Here is a 12,779-nt window from a genome sequence, read left to right as displayed (position 1 = left end):
GCGCTCCGGGGCAGGCCCTAGCCGCGCACGAACGGCAGGTACTTCGGCTGCCAGAACCGCGCCTTCACATAGGCTTCGACGTTCCCGGGGTCGACCTTCTTGCTCCTCGCGACGCCGTCCTCGAACGCCGCCCGGATGACCGCGACGGCGACGCGCGTGGAGACCTCCTGGAGCTCCTCCACGGGCGGGTAGATGAGCCCCTTATCGAGGTGCTTCTCCGCCGTGTAGTCGACGAGCGCGTAGGCCGCCGCGAGCACCATGCCGTCCGTGATCTCGCGCGCGTCGGACAGAATGGATCCGAACCCGAGCCCCGGGAAGATGAAGGCGTTGTTGCCCTGGCCGATGGGGATGGTCTTGCCGTCGAGCTCCACGGGCGGGAACGGGCTGCCGGTCGCGACGAGCGCGCGGCCCTCGGTCAGGGCGAGGATCTCCTCGGGGAGCGCCTCGCAGGCGCTCGTCGGGTTGGAGAGGGCGAAGATGACCGGCCGCGGGGTGTTGCCGGCCATCGCCTTGATCACGGGCTCGCTGAATGAGCGGGGCTGCCCGGACAGCCCGAGGAGCACGGTCGCGCGCGTGTTCTCGAGGGTCTCGAGCAGCGTCGGCACGGCCCCGGCCTTCTTCCACGCGGCGATCTTCCCCGGATCCTGCGCGAACTTGCGCTTGTACTCCTCCATCGGGCGGTCCTTCGCGAGGAGGCCCTTGGAGTCGAGGACGAAGATGCGGGCGAGCGCCTCGTCCTCGGTGAGCCCCTCGCGGAGCATCCCCTGGCAGATGGCCCAGGCGACGCCGACGCCGCCAGCGCCTGCGCCGTGGATCACCACCGATTGATCCCTGAGCCGCTCGCCGCGAAGCCTGCACGCGGCGACCACGCCCGCGAGGGTGACTGCCCCTGTCCCCTGGATATCGTCGTTGAAGGAGGGGATCACCTTCCGGTACCGGTCCAGCACGGAGAAGGCGGCCTCCTTGGAGAGGTCCTCCCACTGGATGACGGCGCGGGGGCAGCTGCTCTTCACGGCGTCGACGAACCTGTCGAAGAAGTCGAAGTACGCGTCGCCGCGCAGGCGGCGCTGGCGAACACCGAGGTAGAACGGGTCCTCGATGAGATCGGCCCGGTCGGTCCCCACGTCGAGGACCACGGGCATCGTGTGGAACGGGCTCACGCCGCCGCCCGCGGTGTAGAGCGCGAGCTTGCCGATCGGGATGGCGAGCCCGCCATAACCCTGGTCGCCGATGCCGAGGATCGCGGAGGAGTCGGTCGCCACGATCATGCGCACGTCCTCCCACGGGAAGCTCGCGAGCACGCGCTGGGCGCGATCGATGTTCGCGGGAGAGAACGAGACGCCGCGCGCGCTCTGATAGAGGAAGTTGAACTGCTGCACGGCCTCGCCCACGGTCGGCGTGTAGACGATGGGCAGCATCTCGCCGAGGTGGCGATTGAGCAGCGCATAGTAGAGGATCTCGTTGCGCTCCTGGAGCGCCCGCAGATACTGATACTTGGCGATCGGCGTCGGCTCGCGGCGAAACCCACCATAGACGCGGGCGAGCTGCTGATCCATGGTGTTGACCTGCGGCGGGAGCAGCCCGTCGAGCCCGAGGTTCACGCGCTCTTCCGGCGTGAAGGCCGTCCCCTTGTTGGTCATGACGAGCCTGAGGAGGGCGATTCCATCGAAGTATACCTCCATGTACTCGCGGCCATAGGCGTCTTTCTTGACGTCGAAATACTTTGATATCCTCACCATGGGAGGCATCCTAGACCGATGGGCGCGCGCCGGCGAGCCTTCCTTGAGCGCTTGAGCGCGTAAGCGGGCGAGCTCGGGTGGTTCCCGCTCGGTGAATGGAGTGTTTCTCACAGTGTTATCGCCGGCGGGCGAGCCCGGGCGGACCCTGCTCGCCGGATGCAGTGTTTCTCACATTGCTATCGCCTCGTGGTATAGAGGCGCGATGCGACGCATTGCCATCATTGGAGGCGGTCTGGCCGGGTGTATCGTTGCGTTCCGGCGAGCTATGGCGGGCGACCAGGTGACGCTCGTCGAGGCGGCTCCGCGGATCGGCGGGCAGCTCTGGACGGAGCGGGCCTCTGGCTTCGTCATCGAGCTCGGCGCCGAGGGGTTCATCGCGCGGAGCGAGGCCGTCCCTGGGCTGGCGAGCGCGCTCGGCATCGCCGGCGATCTCGTCGGCCAGGAGACGCACCGGTCGTTCGGCTTCGACGGCGCCGCGCTGCGGGAGCTCGCGCCGGGCGAGGCGGCGGAGTTCCTCGGCTTCCAGGTGCCGCGCGACGAGCTCGGCAAGGGGATCCGGACCTTCCGCCTCGGGATGGCGCAGCTGACCGAGACGCTCGCGCTCGCGATCGCCGGGCGCGTCGACGTGCGCACCTCCGCAGCGGTCGCCTCGCTCGCGCCGGTGGCCGGCGGCTTCCGCCTCGCGCTCGCTGGAGGGGCCGAGATCGACGCCGACGCGGTCGTCCTCGCCACCCACGCCGCCGGCGCGGCCGCGCTGCTCGGCGAGGCGGGGCGGGCGCTCCGCGACGCAGAGACGCTCTCCAGCGTGACCGTCTCGCTGGCGTACCCGCGCGCGGCGATCGAGCACCCGCTCGACGGCACCGGCTTCGTCGTCGCCGCGGGGCACCAGGCGCACGGCTTCCGCGCGTGCACGTTCACGACCTCGAAGTTCGCCGAGCGCGCCCCCGCCGGCCACGTCACGCTTCGCCTCTTCTTCCGCCCCGATCCGGCGGACCTCGAGCAGATGGGCGACGAGGCCTGGACGGCGCGCGCCGAGGCCTCGCTCGCGCGCGTGCTGCGCGTGCGCGGGCCCTCGGAGCGCGCATGGGTCTCGCGCTGGTCGCGCGCCCTCCCGGTCTCCACCCCCGCGCACGCGGCGCGGGTCCGGGAGGCCGAGCAGGCGCTCGCGGGCAGCGGCGTGCTCCTTGCCGGCTCCGCGTTCCACGGCTCCGGGATCGACGCCGCCGTGCGCTCCGCCGAGGCGGCCGCGGAGCGCGTCGGGGCCCTGTAGCGCGCCGTCGCGCTCCGGCGCTGCGAGCAGCGCGGCCTGCCGGCATCGATCTGCGGTGACAGGCTCGACCCGGACGGGCGAGGATGCGCACCATGACCACGGAAATCACCAGCCATCGCTGCGCGCTCGACGTCGGGGGGCGCCTTGCGCTCGGCTTCATCGCGGCGTGCGTCGCCGCGGGCTGCCGTGACCAGCCGCCGCGGCCGACCGCCGAGGGCGCGCCGCCCGTCGCGGCGAGCTCACCTGCCGCCGTCCCGTCGGCGAGCGGCGCTGCGCCGCCGGCGCCGTCGGCGTTGCCCGCGTCGCCGGCTCTGCCCGCGCCGAGCGCGCGCCCGCTTACCGAGAAGGAGAAGCAGGCCCTCGCCACGTACAAGGCCGCGCTGGCGAGAGGCCGGCTCGCGACCAAGAAGCAGGACTTCAAGGCGGCCATCCAGGCGTTCTCCGAGGCAATCGCCGCGGACCCGAGCGACGCGCGGGCGCTCGCGGAGCGAGGCTTCGCGCACCTGACCGCGGGCGACCGCGACGCGGCGGATGGCGATTTCAACGCGGCGCTCGCGGGGGCGGGCGATCCCGAGCTCCGTTCCCAGATATGGTTCAACCTCGGGCTGCTGCGCGACGGGGCGGGCGACGCCGAGGCCGCCCGGGTCGCTTACGCCAACGCGCACCTGCTCAAGCCCTCGGCGGCGACGCGCGGCAAGCTCGCCGGCAGATCGACGTGCACCGTGGAGGTCCGCAAGGCCGACCTGGAGGGCGCCGAGCTCGTGAAGGAGTGGAGCGAGCTCCTCGCGCGGATCGGCACCGCCGAGGAGATGCCCGGTGAGGCGACGAGCGAGGCCGCGGCGCGAGAGCGCCTGTGCAAGCCCGACTCGAGGTGGGCGGACAGCCCGTGCGCCGGCGATCCGCCGTGGGTCTTCCCTCGCGACTACATGATGTACGTGCACCACAGCAACCATGTGGTCTTCCCCCGCACGCCGGACGGGTTCCTGGTCGTGAACGGCGGTCATTCGGGGGGCTGGCCCGCGCACTGCCAGGGGATACGCAGCGTGAGCGGCTCGGTCGAGGGGGGGTTGCTCGTGGTCGAGGGCACCTTCGACGGCGCGGGCGCGGTCTTCGACGGAGAGGTCAACGATGAGATGCGCTGCCGGGACGGCGCGAGCTACCGGGAGCGGACGTTCTATGACGCGCGCACCGGCCGGGCGATGGTCGCGCTGCGCTGGCCGGCCGGGAGCGAGGCCAACGTGAAGGTGCAGGGCGGTCAGCTGGTCGTCTCGGGCGGCGGTTGCGACGAGCGATTCCGGCTCGACGTCGGCGCCGGCGCCGGCACCAACGTCAGCACGAAATAGGCCACGAGGTGCGCTGCGTGTGGGCGCCTCCTGCCGTCGCTCCCGGCTCAGGGGGCCTGAGCGCCGTCGCGGGTCGCGCCTGATGCCCGTGGCATATCCAGGTCCAAGGCGGGCGCCGGCAAAGGGAAGATGGCGTGATTGCTCGATTGCTCCGACGATTGCCCCGACTGCGCCCGGACCGGGGAGCGCCAATGTAGAAGGCGTTGAAGGCACCGAAAAAAGAATCGACTCGAGGAACTTTTCTGTTGCGCAGCCCCTCCAAGAGGGGTACTTAGTCGGAACACGAGGATTCGCCATGTTCAGCCGCCGCGACAAACTGCAGCTCGTCACCATCCTGTCCAAGTCGGGAACGCCCGATGCGGCCGTGGCATGGGATCGCCTGCTGGGTGGCGAACATTTGGCGCATAATCCAGGCTACCCTTGCAGCCTCCGCCCGTCGCGGAAGCTCGGTAACCCGGAGAATAGCGCCTAGAGGCAGCTAAGCACGCGTCGATCGACGACGTTCGCGAAGGCCGCCTCGGGAAACCCAGGCGGCCTTCGGCGTTCTGGGGGCTTGTGAGCTGTCAGCTCGTCGCGGCTATCGGCCCGCTCGTGGGCGGTAGATCTGCTGTGGGCTGTCGGCCTGTTGGTGGGCTGGAGATCTACTGTGGGCTGTCGGCCTGCTGTGGATTGCCGGCTGCCGACGAGTCGAGGCAATGAGTTGTCTTGCGCAGCGCGCGGCCTCGTCGCGCGCTGCGGAGGGGGAGTTGCGCCTGGAGAAAGGGGGCGCGCCAGAGAATGCGTTGGGAGCATTCTATTCGACAATGAGAGCCGCGGCGCGTTCACGGCGCCGGGTGATGGTTTCGCGGAGTGGCCGACGTGCATTGGCTTGCTGACACAGCAGGCCATGCGGAGGTGTGCCCTCCGCGCGGACCCGTAGCTCAAATGGATAGAGCAGCCGCCTCTTAAGCGGACGGCTGGAGGTTCGATTCCTCTCGGGTCCACCTGTCCTCGCCAGCGCAGCAGCGCAGGCGTCGGGGCACCTGATCTGTGACAATCCAGGATGATGTAGATGGAGGCGCGCTGCGCCTCCATGTTCCGGTGTAGCTCAATGGTAGAGCGCCCGCCTGTTAAGCGGGTGGTTGGAGGTTCGATTCCTCCCGCCGGAGCCGCGCCCCCATCGCGGGAGGCAGGCCCGCCTCGCTCACGCGAGGCGCCGGCTCGCCGCCGGCCGGGGGCGCGTCGGCGCCTCGTTCGAGCAGGCGCTGCGGGATGTAGCCTAGTGGAAAGGCGCCTCATCTGGGGTGAGGAGATCCGCCGGTTCGATTCCGGCCATCCCGACGATGGTTTGCGTGGGTGTTTCTCTTCTGGTGAAGAGGGCAGGTTGTGACCCTGCGGAGGCGGGTTCGATCCCCGTACGCCCACCCAGGACGGGTCGAACGTGCTCGGTTATCTTTGGGAGATAAACCCGAGCACGCTCTTTTATCCGTCCTCTTTTGCCCGGGGCCCGGGCCGGAGGTGGTGTGATGGCCAATTATCTGAAGCACTTCGCCGCGCTGGTCACCCCGCAGCGGCAGAAGGCCCGTGCCGATCAGGTGAAGAACAGCGCCGGCGGCTTCGCCTTCGCCCTCGACGAGTGGGCGAGGCTCGACCGCTGGCTGATCCTCGGCGCCGAGGGGGGAACCTACTACGCGACCGAGCGGAAGCTCACGGTGGAGAACGCCCGCGCCGTCGAGGCGTGCCTCGCCGCGGACGGGCCCCGCGCCGTGCAGCGCATCGTCGACATCAGCGGCTCGGGACGAGCGCCGAAGAACGCGCCCGCGATCTTCGCGCTCGCGATCGCCGCCGCCGACGCGAAGCTCGAGACCCGGCAGGCCGCCCTCGCGGCCTTGCCCGAGGTGTGCCGCACGGGGACGGATCTCTTCCACTTCGCCCGCGATGTGCAGGGGTTCCGCAAGTGGGGGCGCGGCCTCCGGTCCGCCGTCGCCGCCTGGTACAACGACAAGCCCGTCGACAGGGTCGCGTACCAGGCGATGAAGTACCAGCAGCGCGACGGCTTCAGCCACCGCGATCTCCTGCGGCTCGCGCACCCGGTCGCGCCGAGCCCGCAGCACGACGCCCTTTACCGCTGGATCGTCGGCGGCATCGAGGCGCTCGGCAAGGAATCGGCGCGCGGCAAGTCGCTGCCCATGACCGATCTGCCGGACGCGGTGCGCGCGTTCGAGTCGCTCCGCGCCGCGACGAACCGGAAGCAGGTCACCGCGCTGATCAGGCAGCATCGCTTCACGCACGAGATGCTCCTGACCGAGTGGAAGAACGACCCCGCGGTCTGGGAGGCGCTGCTCGAGCACATGCCTCAGACAGCGCTGCTCCGGAACCTGGGGAAGATGACCGCGATCGGCCTGCTCTCGCCGATGAGCGACGCGTCCCGCAGGGTGGCGCAACAGCTCACCGACGCAGGGCGGCTGCGCGCGGCCCGGGTCCACCCCATCGCCGTGCTCTCGGCCCTCAAGGTCTATGAGCAGGGCCACGGCGAGCGCGCTCGCCGGCGCGCCAACGCGCTCTCGTGGACCCCGGTCCGCGAGGTCGTCGACGCGCTGAACGAGGCGTTCTACCTCGCGTTCCGGGCGGTCGAGCCGACGGGGAAGAAGCACCTCCTGGCGCTCGACATCTCCGGGTCCATGACCAGCGGATCCATCGCCGGCGTCCCTGGCTTGACGCCGCGCGTGGCGAGCGCGGCCATGGCCATGGCGACGGCGAGGATCGAGCGCGAGTACGGCGTGGCCGGCTTCTCGGCGGCGTCGGGCGGGTACGGCGGCAAGTGGGGCGGGGGCGTCTCCGGCCTCACGCCGCTGTCGATATCGCCGGAGCAGCGCCTCGACGACGTGCTGCGCGCGGTGGGTGGCCTCCCCTTCGGCGGCACCGACTGCGCGTTGCCGATGGTCTGGGCGAAGCGGAACCGGGTAGAGGTCGACTCGTTCGTCGTCTACACGGACAACGAGACCTGGGCGGGCGGCGTTCACCCGTTCCAGGCGCTCAGGGAATACCGGCAGGCGATGGGCCGACCGGCTCGGCTGATCGTCGTCGGAATGACGTCGACCGGCTTCTCGATCGCCGATCCGACGGACCCAGGCATGCTCGATGTCGTGGGGTTCGACGGGGCGGCCCCCCAGGTGATGGCGGATTTCACCCGGGGTGTCTCGTGACAGGCAGCGTGACGGACGGGCTCCGCCGGCCCGTCCGTCCGACGAGGACGCGTCACGAGCGCCCTCCTTTTGCGGGACGCCGCCAGAATGGATGGCGCCTGTCCTTCACCCTTTGCCCGGGATCCCCCGGGCCTCAGAGGGACAGTTCTCGTGGTTCGACTCCAGCGTCCCGCTCTCAGCAACAGCCCCCGAGCCCGAATGGATAGGGGCCGGCCTACGAAGCCGGTCGATGCGGGTTCGAGTCCCGCCGGGGGCGCCGGGATCCCCTCTCCGTCGCCCGCTCTCTCGCCCGATCCGGGCCGAAGGACGACGGTTCTCGGATCCCGACCTTGCCGCCGTAGCTCAGCCTGGTAGAGCACCTGACATTCCGCTCTCCACCCGTTTGCCCGATCCGGGCCGAAGGAGGACGGTTACCGTTAATCTGGATGACGCGGGTTCGAATCCCGTCGGCGGCGCTGGTTTGCCCTCGTATGCATCTGGTGAGGCAGCCTGATTGTCGATCAGGTGAGGGGAGTTCGATCCTCCTCGGGGGCGCCACGGGGTGTGCGTCATGGAGACGGCGGAGCCTCCAAAACTCCTGCGAGAAGGTTCGATTCCTTCACACCCCGCTGCAAAGAAAGGAGCGCGATGATCCCAAGAAGATCGATGAGTGATCGTCCAATAGGCAAGGAGGTAAAGGATGTGGGGAGACAAGGGGATGGATGTTCGATGATGAAGATCTGACGCCAGGACCGCTGGCTCGGGGTGATAGTTCAACCGGGAGAACACTGCCTTCGCACGGCAGGGATCGAGGTTCGACCCCTCGTCGCTCCACCGGACGGGCCAATGCTCGTGGGTTACCATGCCGCTTGGCATTTCCCCCTTGGGGCCTCCCCACGGCGCTCTTTGCCTGTTCGTTCGTCTCGTTGCCGAGGCGGGCCGCCGTCCGGCGGCCATACACGATGTGCGGGCGCGCGGCGCCCGGCGGCCCGCCTCCTTTTTTTTTCGATGAACCCGCGGTGGTAGCTCAACGGTAGAGTGCGAGCGTGCCAGGCTCGCGACGGGAGTTCGATTCTCCTCCACCGCTCCAGTCAGGGCTCGCGGGGCTCGGCGCTCGCGACATCGCGGCGCCGGGGCCGCCGCAGGTCGGCTCTCCTCATCATGTGACCCTGTCCCCATCTCGCTAGAGGCTCAGGCGGCCGGATTTTCGCTCCGGAGGCGCGGGTTCGAATCCCGCTGGGGACACCGGGCCGCTCCGCTCGCCAGCGTGCGCCTTCGGGAGCCCGCGCCCGAGCGAGCGAGCCTGCCAATTCCATCTTGATGATAGATTTCTGGGTGTGGCTCAACCTGGTAGAGCACCGGCTTCGGGAGCCGGGGACTGGGGGTTCGAATCCCCCCACCCAGACCGCGGAGGGGCGAGAGCTCCGCCGCGACGCGCGACGAAGACCCTCTGGGTGTGGCTCAACCTGGTAGAGCACCGGCTCGGGGAGCCGGGGGGTGGAGGTTCGAATCCTCCCACTCAGACCGCGTCGCGCAGACGTCACCGTGACGGAACGGCATACGTGGCAGGCTGAGATCCTGCGCCCTTCGGGGTATGTGGGTTCGAGTCCCACCGGTGACACCCTGCCCGGGTGGCGAAACGGCAAACGCTGCTGGCTTAGACCCAGCCATCTGGGGGTTCGACTCCCTCCCCGGGCACCGATTGCGTCTAACCTGGAGTGACGTCATGAAGAGAAAGAGACGATAGAGAGGTGGGCCATGACCGCGCAGACGCTGCTTTTGACGCCATGGATGGTGCCCCATAAGGTCATCCCGTGGCAGACCGCCGTCACGATGAGCTTCCTGGGCAAGGTGGAGGTCATCGAGGTGTACGACGACGTCATCCGGTCGCCGTCGCTCTCCATCAAGGCGCCTGCTGTGGTGCGGCTGAAGCGGCCGACGCTGGGGATGAAGCGCGGCGTGAAGTTCTCGAGGATCAACGTCCTCCTGCGCGACGGCTTCCGCTGCCAGTACTGCGGCGTGCAGAAGGTGGCCCGTGAGCTCAACTACGATCACGTCATCCCGCGTGTGCAGGGTGGCAAGACCGTCTGGGACAACATCGTCGCTTCCTGCTATGCGTGCAACTCGGCGAAGCGGGGGCGTACGCCGGAGCAGGCCGGCATGAAGCTGCTCCGCGCCCCGGTGAAGCCGAAGTGGCTGCCGCCGGCGCCCGTCATGGGCCTGAGCGAGCGGCGCATCCCGGAGCTGTGGGCAGGCTACTGCGCGAGCTCGGGGTGAGCTGACCCCCTCGCGCCGGCGCGTCCACGGCCCGTCGTGCAGACGGCGGGTCGGGCGCGCCGGCGCGCGTCGGGGCTTCCGCCGGCGGCCGCGCGGGTGCAGGATGACCAGGCATGGAGACGCGGCAGGCCGAAGGCCGCGCGGAGGACGAGCACGCGCCGTTCCCCGCGATCCTCCGGGGCTGGCTCATCGAGGGAGAGCTCGGCCGCGGCGGGATGGGGCGCGTCTTCCGGGCGCGGCACCCGAAGACGCGGGCGCGGGCGGCGATCAAGGTGCTGCTCGGGGACTACGCCCGCCGGCCGGACGTCGTGGCTCGCTTCCGGCAGGAGGCGATCGCCGTCAACATCATCAACCACCCCGGCATCGTCCGTGTCTTCGACTCCGGCGAGCTCGAGGACGGCTCGCCCTACATCGTGATGGAGTACCTGGACGGGCGGGGGCTGCGTGACTGGGTGCAGGCCGTGCCGGCCGCGGATCGGCCGCGGCAGGTCGTGCGGCTCGGCTACCAGATCGCGTCGGCCATGGCCGCCGCCCACGCGTCCAAGGTGGTCCATCGCGATCTGAAGCCGGAGAACATCATGGTGATCGACGACGAGCTCGCCCCCGGGGGCAGCCGCGTCAAGATCCTCGATTTCGGCATCGCGAAGGTCCTCTGGGGCGGCCTCCCCGAGGTGCTGGAGCTGGAGGCGAGCGGCTCCCTCGCGCCCGCGTCCGTGCCCGCGCTCCGCACCGAGCTCTCGGCGCCGACGGCGCCAACGGTGGGGATGGCGCCCGACCCCGAGAGCGCCGTCGGCTGGGCGGGGATCGCGAGCGGTCCCGCGAGCGACGCGCGCTCGACAGGGGAGGACGAAGGGCGCTCGCCAGAGGAGAGCGACCCGCGCGAGGACGACGCGCTCCGGAGCCTTCCTCGCGTGAGCCTCGAGAGGCCTGCGATCCAGGTCCTCCCCGCGCCGGTCGAGATCCCGCCCGGGGTGGTCTCCTCCGCAGCGGGGCGCGTGTCCGTCGAGCCTGCCGGGCCCGCGAGCGGCGGGGGCGCGGGACAGCCCACGATGCCGTTCACGCAGGAAGGCGCGTGGGGCCTCGGCACGAGGAGCTACATGGCGCCGGAGCAGGAGCGCCACTCCGGGAGCGTCGACGTCAAGGCGGACGTCTACTCCCTCGGCGTCATCCTCTACGAGCTGCTCGAGGGGCAGACGCCCGACGCGCCGCGCGGCGCGTGGCCGCCCCCGATGAGCGCCGCCACGCCGCCCGATCTCGTCGCCCTCGTCCACCGGGTGCTGTCGTTCGACCCCGACGCGCGGCCGCGCATGGCGGAGGTGGCGACGGCGCTGCACCGGCTCGGCCGGGCGAAGAAGGAGCTCGACGAGGCGCTCTCGAGGTGGGTCGCGAGCGGCAGGGCCCCGAGGCTCCTGCCGCGCGGCAAGGTGCTGCACGAGCTGTCCGCGTGGGCCCGGGACATAGACGACCTCTCGGGCCTGGAGCGCGGCTTCCTCGACGCGGCCCTGGGCGCGGAGGCGCGACGCGAGCGGCTCACGAGGGTGCTCCTTGCGCTCGGCGTGGTCTTCCTGATGGGCATGGTCGCGACGACCACGGTGTTCTGGGTGCACGCGACGCGGGCGCGGGCGACGGCCGAGGCCGCCGAGCGCGCCGCGCGGGAGCACAGCCGCCTCGAGGCGGCCGCGAACGGCTCCGCGCAGGAGGCCCTCGCGAAGATGACCGAGGCGCAGCGCGCCACCGAGGAGGCGCTCGCGCTCGCGATGAAGGCGAGCGACGACGCGAAGAGCGCCAATTCCGCCAGGGAGTCGATGATCGAGGCGAAGCGCCTGGCCGAGAGCGCCGAGCTCCGCGCGAGGCGCGCGGCTCAGGCGGCGGCCGCCGCGAAGGCGGAGGCCGACGAGCGCTACGAGCAGTCGAGGAGCGCCATGGAGCGCGAGATCGCCGGGCTCGAGGGCGACCGCGAGCGCCTGTCGGCGCGGCTCGGACAGGCCGAGGACGAGCGCGAGAGGGTGAGGGCCGCCCTCCGATCGAGAGAGCAAGAGCTCAGGGCGGCCCTGTCGGAGCTGAGGCGCGAGTCCACGCGCGTGGGCTTGCTCGAGCGCAGGCTCGACGAGGCCTCCGCGCAGATCGACGCGCTGGAGAGGCAGAACGAGGAGTGCGCCCGGCGGCAGCCCAGGGCGCAGCCGCAGCCAGAGCCTCCTCCGGACGGGGACATGGCCCCTTCGAAGGAAGAGAGAGAGGAGATCGCGACGCCGCCGGCCGAGCCCCCGGTGGACTCGAGGCCTCGGCCGGCGCCCCGCTGGCGGTGGCGACGCGATACGACGATATAGCCGCAGCCTCGGCGGACAGCCGGGGAAGCGGGGCTCGCGCCGCGTGTGCGAGCCCCGCGCGCGTCCTGCGCATTCCGGCTAGCTGAGCGTAGGTATCTCCTCGCGGCCACGGTTGCCGCCGCGGGCGTCCACGACGCGCACGCTGCTCGCCTGAGGCCCCTCGTCGCCGTCCTCCTCGGTGTAGGCGACGCCCATGCCGACCCTCAGATCGGAGAACGGAGCCGATACGATGCTTCGCTCGTGGAAATAGATCTCCCGGCCATCGATCGTCGTGATGAACCCGTAGTCGTTGAACAGCTTCGCGATGACGCCGGCCGTGTCCTGCGCCGGGTGTGCCTTCACCTCGCTGCGCTGCTCGTCCGAGAGCTTCTTGAGCTGGCGACCGGCGCGCTGGAACACGTCGCGCACCGCCGCCGGCAGCAGGTTCCTCGCCGCCCGCTCCTCGCTCACGATCTCGTGCTTCCCGGCCACGTGGAGGTCGACGCGCACGCGGTACTCTCCGCCCGTGCCCATGCTCGCGTGGTCGCGCTCGACCACCACCGCGCAGCTGTTGATGTGGTCGTTGAAGCGCTCGATCTTGTTCGCTTGCTCCCGGATCAGCTCCTCGAGCGAGGGGCTTTTGCCGATGTGTCGGAAGGTGAGCTCCACTTGCATGCTCT

8 protein-coding genes and 15 tRNA genes are annotated in these 12,779 nt (G+C 70.3%); 21 read left to right on the top strand and 2 right to left on the bottom strand.

Features of this window, described 5'->3' with window-relative positions; genetic code table 11:
• Positions 1-17: 17 nt before the first annotated feature.
• A complete protein-coding gene (locus tag WMF29_RS30565) occupies positions 18-1,736 on the bottom strand; it encodes an NAD-dependent malic enzyme (RefSeq protein ID WP_437331184.1) in 1,719 nt (572 codons plus the stop codon).
• 205 nt (positions 1,737-1,941) lie between these two features.
• Here WMF29_RS30565 and WMF29_RS30560 point away from each other — a divergent pair, with 205 nt between their 5' ends.
• The 21 genes from WMF29_RS30560 (at position 1,942) to WMF29_RS30460 (ending at position 12,120) form a co-directional block, all read left to right on the top strand.
• Positions 1,942-3,009: a protoporphyrinogen/coproporphyrinogen oxidase gene (locus WMF29_RS30560; RefSeq protein ID WP_437323657.1), complete on the top strand. Its 1,068-nt coding sequence runs from the start codon at positions 1,942-1,944 to the stop codon at positions 3,007-3,009.
• Between the two features lie 92 nt (positions 3,010-3,101).
• Positions 3,102-4,352, top strand: a complete 1,251-nt coding sequence (locus tag WMF29_RS30555; RefSeq protein WP_437323656.1) for a tetratricopeptide repeat protein — start codon at positions 3,102-3,104, stop codon at positions 4,350-4,352.
• Between the two features lie 295 nt (positions 4,353-4,647).
• Positions 4,648-4,824: a hypothetical protein gene (locus tag WMF29_RS30550; protein WP_437323655.1), complete on the top strand. Its 177-nt coding sequence runs from the start codon at positions 4,648-4,650 to the stop codon at positions 4,822-4,824.
• 437 nt (positions 4,825-5,261) lie between these two features.
• Positions 5,262-5,335 (top strand) — tRNA-Lys (locus WMF29_RS30545).
• A gap of 93 nt (positions 5,336-5,428) precedes the next feature.
• Positions 5,429-5,500: transfer RNA gene (locus tag WMF29_RS30540), tRNA-Asn, on the top strand.
• Positions 5,501-5,599: 99 nt separating this feature from the next.
• Positions 5,600-5,672: transfer RNA gene (locus tag WMF29_RS30535), tRNA-Pro, on the top strand.
• Between the two features lie 12 nt (positions 5,673-5,684).
• Positions 5,685-5,759 (top strand) — tRNA-His (locus WMF29_RS30530).
• A gap of 98 nt (positions 5,760-5,857) precedes the next feature.
• A complete protein-coding gene (locus tag WMF29_RS30525) occupies positions 5,858-7,537 on the top strand; it encodes a TROVE domain-containing protein (RefSeq protein ID WP_437323654.1) in 1,680 nt (559 codons plus the stop codon).
• A 184-nt stretch (positions 7,538-7,721) separates the two neighbouring features.
• Positions 7,722-7,793 (top strand) — tRNA-Arg (locus tag WMF29_RS30520).
• A gap of 75 nt (positions 7,794-7,868) precedes the next feature.
• A tRNA-OTHER gene (locus WMF29_RS30515) sits at positions 7,869-7,992 on the top strand.
• 7 nt (positions 7,993-7,999) lie between these two features.
• Positions 8,000-8,074, top strand: a tRNA-Asp gene (locus WMF29_RS30510).
• A gap of 1 nt (position 8,075) precedes the next feature.
• Positions 8,076-8,145 (top strand) — tRNA-Trp (locus tag WMF29_RS30505).
• A 133-nt stretch (positions 8,146-8,278) separates the two neighbouring features.
• Positions 8,279-8,350 (top strand) — tRNA-Ala (locus WMF29_RS30500).
• A gap of 182 nt (positions 8,351-8,532) precedes the next feature.
• A tRNA-Gly gene (locus WMF29_RS30495) sits at positions 8,533-8,606 on the top strand.
• Positions 8,607-8,687: 81 nt separating this feature from the next.
• A tRNA-Glu gene (locus tag WMF29_RS30490) sits at positions 8,688-8,761 on the top strand.
• A gap of 86 nt (positions 8,762-8,847) precedes the next feature.
• A tRNA-Pro gene (locus WMF29_RS30485) sits at positions 8,848-8,921 on the top strand.
• Positions 8,922-8,966: 45 nt separating this feature from the next.
• Positions 8,967-9,040, top strand: a tRNA-Pro gene (locus tag WMF29_RS30480).
• A gap of 15 nt (positions 9,041-9,055) precedes the next feature.
• Positions 9,056-9,137 (top strand) — tRNA-Leu (locus WMF29_RS30475).
• Positions 9,138-9,141: 4 nt separating this feature from the next.
• Positions 9,142-9,214: transfer RNA gene (locus WMF29_RS30470), tRNA-Leu, on the top strand.
• 60 nt (positions 9,215-9,274) lie between these two features.
• Entirely contained in the window at positions 9,275-9,793 is a 519-nt protein-coding gene (locus tag WMF29_RS30465; RefSeq protein ID WP_437323653.1) for an HNH endonuclease, read from the top strand.
• Between the two features lie 113 nt (positions 9,794-9,906).
• Positions 9,907-12,120 carry a protein kinase domain-containing protein gene (locus WMF29_RS30460; RefSeq protein WP_437323652.1) on the top strand — a complete coding sequence of 738 codons (2,214 nt, stop codon included), beginning with the start codon at positions 9,907-9,909 and terminating at the stop codon, positions 12,118-12,120.
• 78 nt (positions 12,121-12,198) lie between these two features.
• Here the strand turns inward: WMF29_RS30460 and WMF29_RS30455 are convergent, their stop codons facing one another.
• Entirely contained in the window at positions 12,199-12,774 is a 576-nt protein-coding gene (locus WMF29_RS30455; protein ID WP_437323651.1) for an HPF/RaiA family ribosome-associated protein, read from the bottom strand.
• Positions 12,775-12,779 lie beyond the last annotated feature (5 nt).

This window comes from Sorangium sp. So ce381, assembly GCF_051473845.1.
Lineage (GTDB): Bacteria > Myxococcota_A > Polyangia > Polyangiales > Polyangiaceae > Sorangium > Sorangium atrum.
The sequence above is the reverse complement of the archived record's forward strand: the minus strand, read 5'-3'. Positions and strand labels throughout refer to the sequence as shown.